This window comes from Saccharothrix sp. ALI-22-I (assembly GCF_001984175.1).
Classification (GTDB): Bacteria; Actinomycetota; Actinomycetes; order Mycobacteriales; family Pseudonocardiaceae; genus Actinosynnema.
This window is the reverse complement of sequence record NZ_MTQP01000064.1, coordinates 1-17,154: the sequence shown is the minus strand read 5'-3', so window position 1 is coordinate 17,154 and position 17,154 is coordinate 1. Positions and strand designations below refer to the sequence as shown.

Below are 17,154 nucleotides of genomic sequence, written 5' to 3'. Positions count from 1 at the left end.
TGTTTATGACGTAAACAGATCCGATGTATATCATGGGCACGGAGGTGCGTGATGGGGAAAGCCGACGATCCCGACCGCGGAGTCGAGCTCCTGTGGGGCGAGCGGTCGGCGCTGACCTTGGAGCGGATCGTGGGCGCCGCGGTCGAGGTGGCCGACGCCGAGGGCCTGGCCGGGTTGTCCATGCGCAAGGTCGCCGAACGGCTGGACTTCACCACCATGTCGCTCTACCGCCACGTGCCCGGCCGCGACCACTTGGTCGACCTCATGCGCGACGCCGTGCTCGGCGAACCACCCCCGGCGATACCGGGCGGCGGGTGGCGGGCGCGCCTGGAGGCTTTCGCCCGACTGGCCTGGGAGCTGCGGAAACGGCACCCGTGGCTGGCCGAGCTGCGGGGCAATCGGCACTTGCCGGGCCCCAACGCGATGGCCCACTACGAGCACGCGTTGGCCATCCTCGCGGACACCGCCCTCGCCCCGGCCGAGGTGGTCGCGGCGGTCGGCCTGGTCGGCCGCTTCGTGGATGCGGAGGCGTTGGCGCTGGTCGAGGCCGCGCAGGTGGAGCGGACCACCGGGTTGAGCGACGAGGAGTGGTGGGGCGCCCGCGACACGCTGTTCGCCCGGTTCGACCGCTACCCGGTCGTGTCCGGGCTGTGGGAGGCCGGGGGCTTCGACCAATCCGTGGCGCCGTTCGAGTTCGGCTTGGCGCGGCTGCTCGACGGTATCGAGATCCTGGTTCGACAGCGTGATGTAAAGCGTGATGAAACCTGCCGGGTATGTGGCAACCCGGTCGAGCAGCCGGCCTCCGGACGTCCCCGCGCGTACTGCTCGCGCGGGTGCCAGCAGCGTGCCTACCGCAGCCGGAAGTCGAACTGAACCGCCCACCGACCCCTCCTCGGGCCGGTGGGCGGCGGGCGGTTGCGGTTCGTCAGACCTGGACGGTGGGCAGCACGATCAGCTGCCGCAGGTTCACCTGCTTGGGCCGGCTGGTCGCGAACCCGACCACGTCACCGATGTCGGCCGGCGACAGCGGCGGCACCTGCTCCAGCCACGCCTCCAGGTGCGCGTCCACGTCCGGGTTGTCCATGTGGTCGCCCAGTTCCGTCGCGACCAGGCCGGGCTCGATGTTGGTCACCCGCACGCCCAGCGGACCGAACTCGGTGCGCAGGTTCGCCGACAGGTGCGTGACGGCGGCCTTGGTGGCGGTGTAGACGCCGTAGTTGGGGAACGCCAGGTGCGCGCCGACGGACGAGATGTTCACCAGGTCCGCCGGGCCCTGCGCACCGGCCTCGACCAGGTCGTCGGTGAACGCCTTGGTCACGTTCAGCAGGCCCTTGACGTTGGTGTCGATCATCCGGTGCCACTCGTCGTCCCGGCCCTCGGTGATGGGGTTGGCGAGCATGACGCCCGCGTTGTTCACCACCAGGTCCACCCGCCCGAAGGCGGCGTGGATCGTCGCCACGGCCTCGGTCAGGTCTTGGGTGATGTCGGCGGACACCGCAAGCGCCTGGCCGCCCTCGGCGGCGATCTTCTCGGCCAACCCGGTGAGCCGGTCCGCCCGACGTGCCAGCAGTGCGACCTTCGCCCCCGACCGGGCGAGGACGAGCGCGATCTCGGCGCCGATGCCACTCGCGGCACCGGTGACAACGGCTGTGCGGTCGGTCAGGTCGTAGGTATCGGCAAGGTCGTAGGTCATGCCAAGAACACTGGACCTGATCTCCGCGGGTACCAGAGGTTCTGCTCTACCTGTGGAGCCGCGTTCCCTAGGACTGGCAGTACCCAGGCTAGGTGTGCCACAGCCGGCCATACTGGGTGGGTGAACCACGACCTCGGCGAGTTCCTCCGCAGCCGCCGGGCTCGCGTCCGCCCGGCCGACGTGGGCCTGCCCGGCGGTGGCCGCCGCCGCGTCCCCGGCCTGCGCCGCGAGGAGTTGGCGTTGCTGGCGGGCGTGAGCGTGGACTACTACATGCGCCTGGAACAGGGCCGCACCCCCGCCGTCTCCGACTCCGTCTTGGACGCCGTCGCACGCGTGCTGCGCCTGGACGAGACCGAACGCGCCCACCTGCGCAACCTCGTCCGCCCGGCCCTCTCCAAACGCCCCGCCCCGCAACGCGTCCGCCCCGGCCTGCGCCGGTTGCTGGAGATGGCCGACGACGTGCCCGCGTTCGTGATGGGCAGGCGCTCGGACGTCCTGGCGTGGAACCCGTTGGCGGATGCCCTCTACGGCTTCACCGCCATGACACCGGAGGAGCGCAACTCGGCCAGGCACACGTTCCTGCGCCCCGATGCGCGCACGTTCTACCGCGACTGGCCCGCGGTCGCCGCCGACATGGTGGCCTTCCTCAGGCTCGACGCCGGCCGCAACCCCGACGACGCACGGCTGGCCGCGTTAGTGGGGGAGCTGTCGGTGAAGGACGAGACGTTCCGCAAACTGTGGGCGCAGCACAAGGTCCAGGAGAAGACCCACGGCACCAAGCTCATCAACCACCCGGTGGTCGGCGATCTGGACCTCGACTACGAAACCCTGCAACCCACCGGCGACCCGGACGTGTTCCTGGGCATGTACACCGCCAAAGTCGGCTCCCCCACCGAGGAACGCCTGAAACTCCTGGCCAGCTGGGCCGCGTCAGTCGACGCCTGATTCCCGTGACCGCTCGATAATGGCGACCTCGCGCCCGGTGGAAGCGTGACCCTCAGGAACAGCGCGTTCCCGCGGCCGGCAGCTTCAGGTTGATCAAATACTCGTGCCCGGCCTCGTCCACGCACGCGTTGCCGTGCAAGTACACGGTGTGCTGGTTGCCCTCGAACGTCAGCAGCCCGCCACCCAACTCCTTCGCCAGGCTCACGCCCGCCTCGTACGGCGTGGCCGGGTCACCGGTCGTCGACATCACCAGCACCGGCGGCAGCCCGGCCACGGCCTTGTGCTCCTGCACGCTCGGCGGCACGGGCCAGAACGCGCACGCGTCCAGCGCGGCCGCCGCCGGCTGACCGTCGTCCAGGAACGGCGCGGCCGCCTTGTACCGGCGCGCCACGTCGTTGAGCACGTTCTTGTCCGTCATCCGCGGCTCGTCCACGCACTTCACGGCCACGAACGCGTCGGTGATCGTGGAGTACCGGCCCTGCTTGTCGCGGTCGAAGTAGTTGTCCGCCAACAGCATCAGCACGTCACCGCGGTTGTTCTTCAGCTCGGCCAACCCGGCGTTCAGCGGCGCCCACAGCTCTTCCGAGTACATCGCCTGGATGGCACCGGTGATGGCGTCGTTGTACGACAGCTTCCGGTCGCCCACCCCCACCGGCTGCTGCACCAGCGGCAACGTCAGATCGCGGAACGCCTGGTTGGCCTTCGACGGATCGGTGCCCAACGCGCAGTCCTGACGAGTGGCGCACCACGCGGCGAACGCGTCGAACGCCTTCTGGAACCCGGCGCCCTGCGCGATCAGCGACTCCACCTGGTTCTGCGTCGGGTCCACCGCGCCGTCCAGCACGAGCGCCCGCACGTTGCCCGGGAACGCCTGCGCGTACGCCGCGCCGATGTGCGTCCCGTACGAGTAGCCGAGGTAGGTCAGCTTCTCGTCGCCCAACGCGGACCGCATCACGTCCAGGTCCCGCACCACGTCCCTGGTACCGACGTTGGCCAGCACGTCGACCCCGGTCACCGACGCGCACTTCTCCGCGTACGCCTTGTTCTCCGCCTCGGTCTGCGCCACCCCCGACGGCGACGCGTCCACGTCGTTGTCCAGCCGGTCGGCATCCCGTTCCGCGTCGGTCAGGCACTTGACCTGCGGCTCGCTCGCCCCGACACCGCGCGGGTCGAAGCCGACCAGGTCGAACCGGTCGCCCAGCGCAGACGACTTCACCTCCGAGGCCAGCCCCGCCGCGGCGGCCATGCCGGACGCGCCCGGACCACCCGGGTTGATGATCAACGACCCGATCCGGTCCTGCAGCGCGCGTTGCCGCAGCAGGCCGATCTTGATCGTGCGGCCTTCGGGCTTGGCGTAGTCGAGCGGCACTTCCATCCGGGCGCACTCGATCGACTTCTTGTTCTTGAACAGCGTCGACGTCGACCCGGTCGTCGCGTACGGCTCGCAGTCCTCCCAGCCCAGCTGCTGGCTGTAGAACCGCTCCAACCCGGCGGGCACGGCGCCGGCCGGTCCTCGCTGCTCCAGCGCGGTCCCGGCGGTGGGTGACCCGGGCACGACACTCGTGCACGAGGCGAGGAGCGGGAGGGCGAGGAAGAACATCATCCGACGGCGCACACCTTCGATCGTATGTGTGACTCGTCGGCCACAACGCCCGCCAAGGTTGCTCCGAGTGAGCGAGAATGCCTCCATGCCACAGCTCCGACTCGCCCTCGCCCAGGTCAACGCCTGTGTCGGCGACCTGGCGGGCAACACCGAACTCGTCGTCGAGTGGTCCCGCAAGGCCGCCGAGGCCGGCGCCCACCTGGCCGTCTTCCCCGAAATGGTGCTGACCGGGTATCCGGTCGAGGACCTCGCGCTGCGCGTGTCGTTCGCGGAGGCGTCCAAGGAGGCGTTGACCAAGCTCGCGACCAGGCTGGACGAGGCGGGGTGCGGCGACCTGGCGGTGTTCGTCGGCTACCTCGACCGCGACGAGCGCGGGATGCGCAACTCCGCCGCCGTGCTGCACGGGGGCGAGGTGGTGGCGCGGCAGAACAAGCACCACCTGCCGAACTACGGCGTGTTCGACGAGCGCCGGTACTTCACGCCGGGCGACGCGCTGGAGGTCGTGCGGGTGCACGGCGTCGAGGTCGGCATGGCGATCTGCGAGGACCTGTGGCAGGAGGGCGGGCCGGCCGCCGCACTCGGTGAGGCGGGCGTGGACCTGGTGGTCTCGCCGAACGCTTCGCCGTACGAGCGAAAGAAGGACGACGCCCGACTGCCCATGGTGGCGCGCCGCGCGGCCGAGGCCCGTGCGCCTCTCGCGTACGTGAACCTGATCGGCGGGCAGGACGAGCTGGTGTTCGACGGCGACACGATGGTCGTCGCCGCGGACGGCTCGCTGATCACCCGGGCGCCGCAGTTCGTGGAGCGCCTGGTGGTCCTGGACCTGGACCTCCCCGGTGGCGCGCCGCGAACCGAAGGTAGTTACGCCGGGTTTATGGTCCACCGCCGATCCTTGTCCCATGACCCACTCCCGGCCTACGACCCGCTGCCCGTCCCGCAGCCCGCCGAGCCGCTGTCCGACGAGGCAGAGGTGTGGCACGCGCTCGTCACCGGGCTGCGCGACTACGTGCACAAGAACGGCTTCCGCTCGGTCGTTCTCGGGCTGTCGGGCGGCATCGACTCGGCGGTCGTCGCCGCGCTGTCCGTCGACGCCCTGGGGCCCGACAACGTGTACGGCGTCTCCATGCCGTCGGTGTACTCGTCGGACCACTCGAAGTCCGACGCGTACGACCTTGCCCAGCGCACCGGCTGCCACTACTCGGAGCAGCCGATCGCGGGCATGGTCAGCGCGTTCGTCGACCAGCTCGGCCTGACCGGGCTGGCGGAGGAGAACGTCCAGGCACGGTGCCGCGGCGTCACGTTGATGGGGTTGTCGAACCAGCACGGCCACCTGGTGCTGGCCACCGGCAACAAGACCGAGCTGGCCGTCGGCTACTCGACCATCTACGGCGACGCGGTGGGCGGCTTCGCGCCGATCAAGGACGTCCTCAAGACGCTCGTCTGGGACCTGGCGCGCTGGCGCAACGCCGAGGCCGAGAAGCTCGGCGAACTCCCGCCGATCCCGGAGAACTCGATCAGCAAGCCGCCGTCGGCCGAACTGCGCCCCGGCCAGGTCGACACCGACTCGCTGCCGGACTACGAACTGCTCGACTCGGTCCTGGACGACTACGTCGAGGGCGACAAGGGCTACCGCGACCTGATCGCGATGGGCTTCTCGCACGAACTGGTCGACAAGGTGCTGCGCATGGTCGACAAGGCCGAGTACAAGCGCCGCCAGTACCCGCCGGGCACCAAGATCACCTTCAAAGCCTTCGGCCGCGACCGCCGTCTCCCCATCACCAGCGGCTGGCGCGAGGGCTGACCGTTCTCGTCACCAGGTAGCGGTCGCCCCACCAACGCGACCGCTACCTGCTTTCACGCCTGACCCCTACGCACCTTCACGACCCGCCCCTGGGCACCTTCGCGACTTGCCCTTGAACACCGTGGGCCCGCCCGACCACAGGCGCACCCACCGCCCCGGACCTTTCGTCCTGCGGTCGCCCGTCCTGCGGTCGCCGTTCCCCCCGTCACATTCCATCTCCACCGTTGGAGTCGGTAGCCGACCCGCCGTACTCTAATTCCAACGCCAAGGTTGGAATTAGGGTCCCGCGCCACGTCTGGAGACCGCTGTTGCGAACCTCCCTCAACCGCCCACCCGAGCTGGCCCGCCCACCCGTGCTGGTCGCAGTCCTGGTAGCGGCCGTGATCCTCGCGGTCGGCCAGCTCTACCTCACCGTGCCGCTGCTGTCCGGGGTGGCGGAGCGCTACGACGTCCCCCTCTCCACGGCCGCGTGGGTAGGCGGCGGCTTCGGCTTCGCGTTCGCCCTGGGCACCCTCGTCTTCGGCACCATCTCCGACCGCTACGACCGACGCCACGTGATGGCCTTCGGCCTGGCCGCAGGCGCCGTGGTCTGCCTGATCGCAGGCACGTCCACCGCCTTCGCCCCACTACTGGCGGCCCGCACCGCGCAAGGCTTCCTGGCCGCAGCGATCCCGTCCGTGTCACTCGCCTACGCCGCCGAAGCCCTCCCACCCGCACGCCGAGCAGTAGGCGTGACGGCAGTGTCCGGCTCGTTCCTCCTGGCCGGCCTGATCGGTCAGGCGTACGCCCTGGGCGTTGACAAGGCAATCAACTGGCGCTGGGTCTTCTGGCTACTGGTCCCCATGCTGCTAGCCGTAGCCCTGGCCATCACCCGCCTCCCCCAAATCCCCCGCCCAACGCCCACCGCCCTGACCGCCACATTCACCCGCCTGGGCAACCTCCTCCGCCGCCCACCCCTACTAGTCGCCTACGCAGGCGCAATCACCCTCCTACTCACCTTCGTAGGCATGTACACCGCCCTGACCACAACCGTCGGCGAGCGCTACGGCATCCACAACGCCACCGACCTCCTCCTACTGCGCCTACCCGGCCTACCCGGCATCGCCCTAGGCCTGTTCGCAGGCCCCCTGATCACCCGCTTCACCGCCCACCGCGTAGCCCCAGCCGCATTCCTCGTAGCCGCCTCCGGCCTAGCCCTGGAAGCCACCGCCCCCACACTCCCCGTACTGCTGGTCGGCAGCGCGATCTTCGTAGCAGGCCTGGCCGTCACCATCCCCGCACTCGTATCGCTGGTCAGCCAAGCCTCCGGCGAGGCAAGAGGAGCAGGCCTGGCCGGCTACGGCTTCCTGGTCGGTCTAGGCGGCGGCATCAGCCCAGTCCTCGTAACCGCCCTAGCCCCAGCCGGCTTCGCCACAATCTGCCTAACCCTCGCCGCCCTACTAACCCTCGCCGCCGCCACCCTCGCCCTCGGCGCCCGCCCAACCCCAGTACCCGCCGCCCCCTGACCCCAGCCGGGCCGGCGCCGGTACCCGCCCACACCCGAGCCCCCGCCCCGGTACCCGCCCACACCCCCGGCTGGCCTGCCGCGCCCTGAGCCCAGCCCCGGCTCCGGTCTGCTGCGCCCTAAAGCACAGCCCCAGCCTCGGTGCCCTGCCGCGGCCCCGTGCCTAGCCCCAGCCCGGTGCCCGCTGCACCCTCGCCCTGGCACCGGCGACGGCTGCACCTGACGCTGGTCCGTCGCCGCTGGCCGGGCCGCACCGCGGCCTGACGCCGCGAGATCGCTTCTGCCCGAGCGTGTCGCCGTCCGGCCTGGCGCTCAGGGCTGAGGCTCGGGGCTGGCGGTTCGGCTGGTGCCGGGTCTGTTTCCGGCAGTCCGTCTGCGCCGCCGCCGGCTCGTCGTTGCCGCCACCGGCTCGTGGCTGGTGGTCGGGTGGTTGGTGCACGTCGGGGGTTGGTCGCGGTCCTCGTTGTTTCAACCGACGTTTTAGTCGGTCGATAACGGCGTTTTTTGTAGGTGTTCGGGTCATGATCACCCGATCGTGTTGCTGGTGATCATGGCATCACGAGTCTACCGCGTGGCTGTGACCTGCGCAGATGATGCCATTCGGTGAGCCGCCTCGACCACCGCCGCACGTCGCCGTGCGACGTCCACTGGGCCGGTCACCATCCGGGCCAGTTGGGGGACGGCGGCCCACCACGCGGCCAGTGCCACGATCATGAACATGAGATCCGCGGCTACCGGCGAAGGTGCCAGCAAGCCGTCCGCCTGCGCCGCACGGAAAGCCTCGACCTTGCGGCGGTAGTGCGCGACCCGTCCGTCTTCGTCGGGCACCGCCGCGTCTCCGTACTCCAGGGCCTCCCACTGCAACAACCGCACCAGGTGTGGGTGGGCCACGTGGTAGTCGAAGCACCGGCCCGCGTACTCGCCGACGTCCCGCAGGGAATCGAACGGCGTGGCTGCGGCGATTTTTGCCAGCTCGTCCGACAACACCGTGGTGAACAGCTGTTCCTTGTCACCGAAGTAGTTGTAGAGCCGTTCCTTGTTCACCCCGGCCCGCGCCGCGATCCGCTCCACCCGAGTGCCCGCCAGCCCGTGCGCGGCGAACTCCACGACTGCCGCCTCCTTCAGGCGTCGACGCGTTTCCTCGGTGTTCCAGGCCACGTCGCGATGATAACCAACCGGATCGTTGCCTTCACCGAACCCGAGATCGAGTCCGAGTCCTGGTCCGGGTCGAAGTCGTGCGGGGTAGGAGCAGGGACGCCGCCGCGCCCAACGCGCAGATCGCCGCCGTGATCCAGAAGATCTCGTGGTACTCCGTCAGCAACGCCGCCGTCAGCGCCTCCCGATAAGCCGCCGCCTTCTCGGCGAACTCCTCCGGCGACATCCCGAACGGCAACGGCGTGTCCAGGTCCGCCGTCAGCTCCTGGAACCGGTGCAGCCCCCAAGCCGACAACCCGGCCACGCCGACCAACATCCCGGTCATCCGCGCCACCACCACCGCAGCCGACGCGACACCGTGCTGCGCGGACGGCACGGCCCGCAGCACCGCCGCCGACACCGGCGCGATCACCAACCCCAGCCCGAACCCGGCCACCGCCAGGTCCCGCCCGACCACGAACGACGACACCGAAGCCGGCCACTGCGCGATCAACACGTAAGCCGAGCAGGCCACCGCCAACCCGGCGAACGACACCCACCGGTCACCGAGCCGGGTCCGCGCCGCCAACCACCCACCGACCAACGCACCCACCGGCAACGCGATCAGGAACCGCGCCAACATCCCCGCCGCCGCGGCCGAGTCACGCCCCAGCACGGTCTGCGCGAACAGCTCCACGTCCACCAACGTCACCATCAACGCCGCACCGGCCGCCAACGACACCCCCAGCGACGCCAGGAACGGCCGCATGGCCACCCCCGTCGGGTCCAACAGCCGCACCGACGACCGCCGCTCCCACAGCACGAACGCCACGAACACCACCACCGCCGCACCGAGCACCGGCAGCCCCCACGAAGGCAGCACCGAACGTGACGGATCAGGGTTGTAAAGCCCGACGACCAGCAACGACAGCGCCAACGCCAACAACCCGCCGCCGACGAAATCGATCCGCACCGACGACCCCGAAGACGACGCCGAAGAAGACCGCGGCACGGTCAACTGCACGACCACCATCGCGACCACGGCCAACGGCAGGTTCACCCAGAACACCCACCGCCAGCTCTGCGGCTCCACCGACTCGAAGAACGACCAGGCGTTGAACAACGACGCCACACCGACGCCGTACAGCGTGCCCAGCACACTGCCCAACTCCTGCGCCGCACCCACCACACCCAGCGCCGAAGCCCGCCGTTCCGAAGACCACAGATCCGCGACCAACGCCATCGTCACCGGCAGCAACGCCCCACCGGCCAGCCCCTGCACCACCCGCCCGGCCACCAGCAGCGGCAGATCACCGGCCAGCGCCGTCACCGCCGACCCGACCGCGAAGAACACCAGGCACAGGTGCAGCACCAACCGCCGCCCGAACCGGTCGGACAGCTGCCCGAGCAACGGCATCCCGGCCACGTACCCGAGCAGGTACCCCGTCACCACGGGCGTCGCGCGTTCCAGGTGGTTCACCGGAATGCCCAGGTCACGCACCATGTCCACGAGCACGCCGACGACCACGTACGCGTCCAGCGCCCCCAGCAGCACGGCGAGGGCACCGGCGCCGATCGCCAACCGCCGCGCCTTCACCGCCGAGTTCACCGCCGAGCTCACGCGGGCGGCGTAACGGTGACGGGCTTGTTGAAGTCGGTCAGCTCGACGGTGACCTTCGCCCCGCTCGGCAGCTCGAACAGCGCCTTCTCCAGCTTGTCCTCACGCACGGTGAACGTGGAGGCCACGTCGGAGTCGATACCCGGCACCAGCCCGGCGACGATGTCACGCGGCACGGTCGCCGTGACCACCGAAACGCCGTCCGCCGAACTGACGGTCTTCGCGTCACGCGCCTCGGCCAGCACCCGCGCCACACCCTTGTCCGGGTCGAGGATCGCGGTCGGGTCGTACACCTGGCCCGCGAGCGCCGCGGGCAGCTTGGTGAACCCGCCGGTCGGACCCTTGAAGTGCAGGTCCTGCCCGACGAGCACGTACTCGACCTCGATGAGCTGGCCGAACTGGTCGATCTTGGCCCGGCCCTTCGACTCGCCCTCGGCGTTCAGGTCGCCCTCGGCGTCCTTCACGGGCACGCCGGGCAGCTCGCCGTCGACCTTGATCAGGAAGTGGGTGCTGGTCACCGACTTCATGCCCGCGGCGGCCTTGGTCACCAGTTCCGACCCGGCGGGCAGGTCACCACCGCCGCCGCCCGACGACGTGCAGCCCGCCACGAGGGCGAGCAGGAGCGACCCGATCAGGGTGCGACGAGGGAGCATGGGTGAATCGTAGATCCCACTGGAACGGGACAGGGCAAAACACCCGATCGGGGCCATGACCTGCGGTTTCCGGTCAAGGCGGCAAACGGTGCAGCACGTTCGGCCGAGTCGGCAACGCGAGGTTAACCGTCCTTACCTAGGCTTCGTGTCATGAACCGCCAGCAGGAGTTCGTGCTCCGCACCCTTGAGGAACGCGACATCCGGTTCGTCCGGCTCTGGTTCACGGACGTTCTGGGCTTCCTCAAGTCGGTCGCGATCGCGCCCGCCGAGCTCGAAGGCGCCTTCAGCGAGGGCATCGGCTTCGACGGCTCGGCCATCGAGGGCTTCGCCCGGGTCTACGAATCCGACATGGTGGCCAAGCCGGATCCGTCGACGTTCCAGGTGCTGCCGTGGCAGACGCCGGACAAGAGCCACTACTCGGCGCGGATGTTCTGCGACATCGCCATGCCGGACGGCTCGCCGTCGTGGGCGGACCCGCGGCACGTGCTGCGCCGCACCCTGGCCAAGGCCAGTGAGGCGGGCTTCACCTGCTACGTGCACCCAGAGATGGAGTTCTTCCTGCTCAAGGGGCTGCCGGACGACGGGGCCGAGCCCATTCCGGCGGACAACGGCGGTTTCTTCGACCAGACCAGCCACGAGACCGCGACGCACTTCCGCCGCCACGCCATCGAGGCGCTGGAGGCGATGGGCATCTCGGTCGAGTTCAGCCACCACGAGGGCGCGCCCGGCCAGCAGGAGATCGACCTGCGCTACGCCGACGCGCTGACCATGGCCGACAACGTGATGACGTTCCGGTACGTGGTGAAGGAGGTCGCGATCACCCAGGGTGTGCGGGCCTCGTTCATGCCGAAGCCGTTCACCAACCAGCCAGGCAGCGGCATGCACACGCACGTCAGCCTGTTCGAGGGCGACCGGAACGCGTTCTACGACGCCGAGGACCCGTACCAGCTGTCCGACACGGGCAAGATGTTCGTCGCCGGGCTGTTGAAGCACGCCCGGGAGATCTCCGGTGTGACCAACCAGTGGGTGAATTCCTACAAGCGCCTGATCGTGGGTGGCGAGGCGCCGACGGCGGTGTGCTGGGGCCACGCGAACCGGTCCGCGCTGGTCCGCGTGCCGATGTACTCGCCGGGCAAGTCGTCGTCACGTCGGGTGGAGGTCCGCACGCTGGACTCGGCCTGCAACCCGTACCTGGCGTACGCGGTGATCCTCGCGGCCGGCCTCAAGGGCATCGAGAAGGGCTACGAGCTGCCGCCGCCCGCCGAGGACGACGTGTGGTCGTTGACCGACCGGGAACGACGTGCGGCCGGGTACGACAACCTGCCGCAGAACCTCGGCGAGGCGTTGACCGAGATGGAGAACTCCGAACTGCTCCCTGAAGCGCTGGGTGAGCACGTGTACGACTTCTTCCTGCGCAACAAGCGCACCGAGTGGGACGCGTACCGGCGCAGCGTGACGCCGTACGAGTTGCGCACCCTGTTGCCGGTCCTGTGAGGGAAACACCTGTGCGGGTGGTCCGCACCGGCCACTCGGAGAAGCTAGGTTTGCAGACCGTGACCGAGGTGCCCGCGCGTTCGGAATCCCGTCCCACGTTCATCGCGTGCACGGTGGCGACCGCCGCCGAGCTGCCCGCCGTGAAGGTGCTGTCCAGCTCGTTCCTGGCCAACCACCCCCAGGCCAGGTTCCTGGCGCTGGTGGTCGACGCCCTGCCGGAGAACTCCGGTCCGGGCCTGGTCACCCCCGCCGACCTGGGGATGAGCCGGGAGGAACTGGCCGAGCTGGCGACCGGCTGCACCGCCGCGCAGCTGTGCGGCGTGCTGCGACCCAAGCTCCTCGAACAGCTGCTGGGCCAGGGCGTGCCGGTGCTGTACCTGGACCCGTGGGTGCAGGTCCTCAACCCGCTCACCGAACTGGTCGAGGCCGCCGTCCGCCGCGGCCCGCTGGTCCTGCTGCCCAGATCGCTGCGCCCGCTGCCGGACGACGGCCTGCGGCCCACGCCGACCGAACTGCTGGAGACGGGCGTCTTCGACCCCGGGTTCCTGCTGGTCGCGCCTGGTGCCGAGCCGTTCCTGCAGTCCCTGGACGTGCAGCTGCGCCGAACCCCGGACGCCACCAAGGCCGTGCTCGACATGGCGCCCGCGCTGGTGAACCTGCACGTGCTGCGTGACGCGACGGTCGGCCTGTCGGTGTGGAACGCGCCCCAACGCGACCTGCACCGAAGCCCGGACGGGGCGTTGACGACCCTCGGCGAGCCGGTGCGCAGCGTCCACTTCGCCGGCTTCGACCCCCAACGCCCCTGGCTGCTCTCCGCACACTTCGCCGACCGCCCGCGCGTGCTCCTGTCGGAACACCCGCACCTCGCCGAACTGTGCACGACGTACCGGGCGGAGCTGATCCGCAAGGGCCACACGCCGCAGAAGGTGCGCTACGGCTTCGGCCAACTCGCCGACGGCACCCAGATCCCGGACGAACTGCGCGCGGACTACCGCCAAGCCGCCAGAACCCACCCCGGCTCAGCGTTCAGCCCCGAAGGCTGGACCTCCTCCGCCGAGCCCGCCGACTCGCTCCACCCCGCCGGTGCCGCGACTTCCGCCGACACCCAGCCCGCCACGACCCCCGCCGCGCCGCCCTCAGCCGACCGTGCCCGACCGGTCACCGAGCCGGCCGCCGACGTCACGACCTCCGCGCACAGCCTGGTCAACTCGAACACCCCGGCTGTGACCTCGGCGAACGGCTCCCGGCCAACCGCTGAGCCCGCCGACCAGAGCACGCCGGCCATCGGCACCGCGATGTCGGTCGACAGCCGGGCCAGTTTGAACGGGTCCGCGCCGACTCCGGCCGGCTCCGGCAAACCAGCCGCCGACGCACTCCAGTCCGCTGCCGACGCCAAGACCACCGCCGACAGCCCGGCAGCCCCGAATTCCCCTGCGTCGACCTCGACGAACGCCGCTCGATCAGCCGCTGAGCCCGCCGACCCGAGCGCGCCGGCCGTTGGTGCCTCGACGTCGGCCGATAGCCAGGCCACCCCGGACACCTCCGCGAAATCCGCCGCCGTCGAGGCCAAGCCGACCACCGGCCGCACCGTGCCCGCGTCCGGTCGGATCCAGCCCGGTGTCGCCGCTTCGGTTACCGACCGCACCGCCCCCGCGCCCCAGCCGGGCACCCTCGGAGACCACCCCAAGCCCGCCTCCGACCGGCCCCAACCCGGCCCGGTCGAGCACACCCCAGCCACCACCCCAGCCACCACCCCAACCTCCGGCCGCACGCAATCCCCGGCCGTCCGCACCACCCCACCCCCCGCCTTCGGTCCCGACGGCGGAGCGGGTTTCGTGGCCTGGGCGAGTGAGCCCGCACCCGGACTCCGGGGCAGCACCCGCTGGGCCGCCGCCCTCTGGCGCTCCGACCCGGCGCTGCGCACCCAGTTCCCCGACCCGTTCGGCGCGGACAGCGTGGCCTTCCGCGACTGGTGCGCGAGCGTCGGCGTGGCCGCGGGCCGGTTGCCGGTGAGCGCGATCCCGCGTGCCCGAGCCGAAGCCCCCGTCCTGCACGACCAGCTCGGCGTCTCCGTCCTCGGCACCGGCCCGATCGCCGAACTCGTCCACGCCGCCGCCCGCGCCTCCGGCCTGCCGACCTCCACCACCGCCGGCTACCCGGTCGTGGTCCGCGTCGGCACCAACGACCAGGTCCCGGACAGCCGATTCGTCGTCGACTACCTCATGGACGACGACGACCAGCCGACCGACGCCAACGAACTCTGGGTCCCCTCCGAGACGACCCGCGTCGCCCGGGAACGCCAAGGCGGCCCGGCCGTCCGCGTTCTCCCGCTCCCGGTGCGGGTAGCCGACGCCAAGAAACCCGAAGAGCACGAAGGCGTGATCTTCGGCGCCCTGGCCAACCACACCATCGACCGCGCGGGCAACGTGCTGGGGGCCGTCTCGGCGTTCCTCTCCGCCTTCCCGGACCGCACCGACGTGACGCTGCGCATCGAGGTCACCCACGCGCAAGCCCACCCCGAGGCCGCCGAACGACTGCGCCTGGCCACCGCCGGCGACCCGCGCATCGAACTGGTCGACACCCTCGGCACCGTGGACTGCCTCGTCCACCTGCACCGGGGCGGCGCGGACGACCGGATCGCGCACACGCTCGCCCGGCACGCGGCCGTTGCCACACCGATCCTCACTTCGCAGCACGGCGCGGTCGTCGAGCTGTTCGACAAGTCCGCCGTGATCTTCGTGCCGTGCCGCCAGGGCGTCGAACCCGACATCCAGGCCGCCGCCAAACTCATGCACGCCCTCGCCGACGACCTGCCCGCCGCCGTCGCCATCGGCAGCAAGGGACGCGAGCACGTCCGCGCCACGCGCGACGTCGCCAAGGTCGGCGAACTCCTCCGCGAACGCGTCGAGCACGCCTACCGAGGCTGGCGCGCACGCCGCGCCAAGCCCTCACCGACCGTCGATCCGATGAAGGCGCTGCACTCGGCGAAGCACGCCCTGCTGCGCCAGCCGGACGTCGGCACGGCCAGCCGCACGCCCATGGCGCCGCAACTGCGCAAGATGGTCCTGCGCGTGCTCGACCACTACGACAACCACATGCGTGACGTGCTCGGTTCTCTGGTGGACGGGGTCGAGCGCACGGTCGCCGAGCTGGTCCGCCGCCAGGACGACATCTCCACCGGCGTCGGTCTCGGCGAACTGGAGGTGTTGCGCGCCGAACTCGAACAGCACGCCGACCACCAGGGCCACCTCGCCGACCAGCTCGTCGGCATCGACGACGGCGTGGTCCGGGTGCGCGCCGACATGGCCGGCCAGGGACGGCGGCTGCGCGAGATCGAGGACGCCGTGGTGGGCGAGGCCGCCAAGCGCGCCAAGCAGAGCGACGCCCTGGCCCACCGCATCGACAAGCTCGCCGTCGCGCTCGAACGCACCCTCGACCGGATCGACTCGCTGGAGTCCAAGGTCGTGGACGTGATCCGGGACCGCGACACCAAGCTCGACTCGGGTCTGCGCGCGGCCAACCAGGCCCAGCAGACCGCCGACGCGCTGCGCCGGGTGGTGGTGCGCGAGCACGAACGGCACAGCGACACCGTGCCGCGCAGTTCTCTCGTGCTGACCGACGTCGGCCTGCTGCGCCTGCCGTCGGACGACGCGTTCATGCTGCCGATGCTGTCCAGCAACGGGGTGTGGGAGACCGACCTGTCGGAGCTGATCGATTCGGTGGTCGAGCCGGACGGCATCTTCCTCGACGTCGGCGCGTACGTCGGCTACCAGACCGTGCGCATGCTCAGCCGGTTCGGCACGGGCGGCGCCGTGGTCGCGGTCGAGCCCTGCCCGTCCGCGCGGGCGCTGCTGCGGCACAACGTCGACGTCAACCTGCCCGAACGGCTCGCCCAACAGCTCGTCCTGGTGGACGCCGCCGCGTGGGAGAGCACCGGCGAGCTGGCCACCCAACCGGCGTTGACCGGCGGTGTGTCGGTGTCGCCGCTGCCGGAGGACGCCGGGGACGACGTGCCGAGGGTGCGTGCGACCAGGCTCGACAAGGAGCTGGAGGCCGTGCCGGCGTTGCAGGGCCGCAAGCTGTCCGTCGTCCGGGTGGACGCTCCCGGTCGTGGTCACCGGGCGTTGGCCGGACTGGTGCGCCTGCTGCGCCGGGATCGCCCGCACGTGTTCCTGGAGTTCTCCGCCTCGGCGACGGAGGGTTTCGGCGACGATCCGGTCACGGTCCTGAAGGAGTTCCGGATCTGGGGCTACGACCTGGTGCCGGTGGCCACCCGCGAGGTGGCCTCACCGGAGCAGATCGTGGCCGCGATGCAGGGGATGCGGACCACCTCGCTGTGGCTGCGACCGCGTCCGGTGGCGCCCAAGGGCCCCGGTCCGCAGGTCGCCGCGCCGGTCCGCACCGCTCCCGCAGCCCGCTGACCAGGCGATTTGACATCGGTCAAGGTCGTGAGTAACTTTTGTCGAGTCGCCAGCAAGAACCTCGGAACGAGCGGTTGACACCGCGAATCGGGCCGAGTAGACTACTGCGGCGCAAGCCTCCAGAAGCGAATAAGTAGCACAAGGTGCTGCCTCGGCTCTGGAACAAGAACAAATTGAATGCAAAGCGAGTTCATCGCGGAGCCGAGAAGCCGAAACCGGCCGATTTGACACCGCGAAAACGAACCAGCTAAGCTTTCAACACAAGCGAAACACGGAAACACAAAGCCC

The 17,154-nt window shown here is 70.2% G+C and carries 11 protein-coding genes; 6 read left to right on the top strand and 5 right to left on the bottom strand.

Going from position 1 to position 17,154, the window contains the following annotated elements:
- Nucleotides 1-51 precede the first annotated feature (51 nt).
- Nucleotides 52-873, top strand: a complete 822-nt coding sequence (locus ALI22I_RS25070; RefSeq protein ID WP_077008003.1) for a TetR/AcrR family transcriptional regulator — start codon at nt 52-54, stop codon at nt 871-873.
- 52 nt (nt 874-925) lie between these two features.
- On the opposite strand, the gene ALI22I_RS25065 is transcribed toward ALI22I_RS25070, so the two are convergent.
- Complete coding sequence (locus ALI22I_RS25065) at nt 926-1,693, bottom strand: SDR family oxidoreductase (RefSeq protein ID WP_077008002.1); 768 nt, start codon at nt 1,691-1,693, stop codon at nt 926-928.
- Nucleotides 1,694-1,813: 120 nt separating this feature from the next.
- On the opposite strand from ALI22I_RS25065, the gene ALI22I_RS25060 reads away from it, so the two are divergent.
- Nucleotides 1,814-2,638: a helix-turn-helix transcriptional regulator gene (locus ALI22I_RS25060; RefSeq protein ID WP_077008001.1), complete on the top strand. Its 825-nt coding sequence runs from the start codon at nt 1,814-1,816 to the stop codon at nt 2,636-2,638.
- Between the two features lie 52 nt (nt 2,639-2,690).
- On the opposite strand, the gene ALI22I_RS25055 is transcribed toward ALI22I_RS25060, so the two are convergent.
- Nucleotides 2,691-4,241 carry an alpha/beta hydrolase gene (locus ALI22I_RS25055; protein WP_443216966.1) on the bottom strand — a complete coding sequence of 517 codons (1,551 nt, stop codon included), beginning with the start codon at nt 4,239-4,241 and terminating at the stop codon, nt 2,691-2,693.
- An 85-nt stretch (nt 4,242-4,326) separates the two neighbouring features.
- On the opposite strand from ALI22I_RS25055, the gene ALI22I_RS25050 reads away from it, so the two are divergent.
- Together ALI22I_RS25050 and ALI22I_RS25045 are read left to right on the top strand one after the other, a co-directional pair.
- Nucleotides 4,327-6,042 (top strand): NAD+ synthase, encoded by a 1,716-nt coding sequence (locus tag ALI22I_RS25050; RefSeq protein ID WP_077008000.1) that lies wholly within the window; start codon nt 4,327-4,329, stop codon nt 6,040-6,042.
- Nucleotides 6,043-6,350: 308 nt separating this feature from the next.
- Complete coding sequence (locus ALI22I_RS25045; RefSeq protein ID WP_143532425.1) at nt 6,351-7,547, top strand: MFS transporter; 1,197 nt, start codon at nt 6,351-6,353, stop codon at nt 7,545-7,547.
- A gap of 563 nt (nt 7,548-8,110) precedes the next feature.
- Here ALI22I_RS25045 and ALI22I_RS25040 read toward each other — a convergent pair.
- Genes ALI22I_RS25040 through ALI22I_RS25030 form a run of 3 tightly spaced genes read right to left on the bottom strand, consistent with a single transcriptional unit; the run spans nt 8,111 to nt 10,951 of the window.
- Nucleotides 8,111-8,704 carry a TetR family transcriptional regulator gene (locus tag ALI22I_RS25040; protein WP_077007999.1) on the bottom strand — a complete coding sequence of 198 codons (594 nt, stop codon included), beginning with the start codon at nt 8,702-8,704 and terminating at the stop codon, nt 8,111-8,113.
- Nucleotides 8,705-8,735: 31 nt separating this feature from the next.
- A complete protein-coding gene (locus ALI22I_RS25035; protein WP_238598561.1) occupies nt 8,736-10,301 on the bottom strand; it encodes an MFS transporter in 1,566 nt (521 codons plus the stop codon).
- The gene (locus ALI22I_RS25030; RefSeq protein ID WP_077007998.1) at nt 10,298-10,951 is read right to left on the bottom strand and encodes an LppX_LprAFG lipoprotein; all 654 of its coding nucleotides are present in this window, start codon (nt 10,949-10,951) and stop codon (nt 10,298-10,300) included. Before ALI22I_RS25030 ends, ALI22I_RS25035 begins: the two co-directional genes overlap by 4 nt.
- A gap of 150 nt (nt 10,952-11,101) precedes the next feature.
- On the opposite strand from ALI22I_RS25030, the gene ALI22I_RS25025 reads away from it, so the two are divergent.
- Together ALI22I_RS25025 and ALI22I_RS25020 are read left to right on the top strand one after the other, a co-directional pair.
- The gene (locus ALI22I_RS25025; protein WP_077007997.1) at nt 11,102-12,445 is read left to right on the top strand and encodes a glutamine synthetase family protein; all 1,344 of its coding nucleotides are present in this window, start codon (nt 11,102-11,104) and stop codon (nt 12,443-12,445) included.
- A gap of 59 nt (nt 12,446-12,504) precedes the next feature.
- Nucleotides 12,505-16,866, top strand: coding sequence for an FkbM family methyltransferase (locus ALI22I_RS25020; protein WP_143532424.1), 4,362 nt, complete (start codon nt 12,505-12,507; stop codon nt 16,864-16,866).
- Nucleotides 16,867-17,154 lie beyond the last annotated feature (288 nt).

Bases quoted from the DNA above. Each gene is read 5' to 3' on its own strand.
- ALI22I_RS25050 (WP_077008000.1), top strand. From the start codon at position 4,327: ATGCCACAGCTCCGACTCGCCCTCGCCCAGGTCAACGCCTGTGTCGGC.
- ALI22I_RS25070 (WP_077008003.1), top strand. From the start codon at position 52: ATGGGGAAAGCCGACGATCCCGACCGCGGAGTCGAGCTCCTGTGGGGC.
- ALI22I_RS25055 (WP_443216966.1), bottom strand. From the start codon at position 4,241: ATGATGTTCTTCCTCGCCCTCCCGCTCCTCGCCTCGTGCACGAGTGTC.
- ALI22I_RS25025 (WP_077007997.1), top strand. From the start codon at position 11,102: ATGAACCGCCAGCAGGAGTTCGTGCTCCGCACCCTTGAGGAACGCGAC.
- ALI22I_RS25065 (WP_077008002.1), bottom strand. From the start codon at position 1,693: ATGACCTACGACCTTGCCGATACCTACGACCTGACCGACCGCACAGCC.
- ALI22I_RS25030 (WP_077007998.1), bottom strand. From the start codon at position 10,951: ATGCTCCCTCGTCGCACCCTGATCGGGTCGCTCCTGCTCGCCCTCGTG.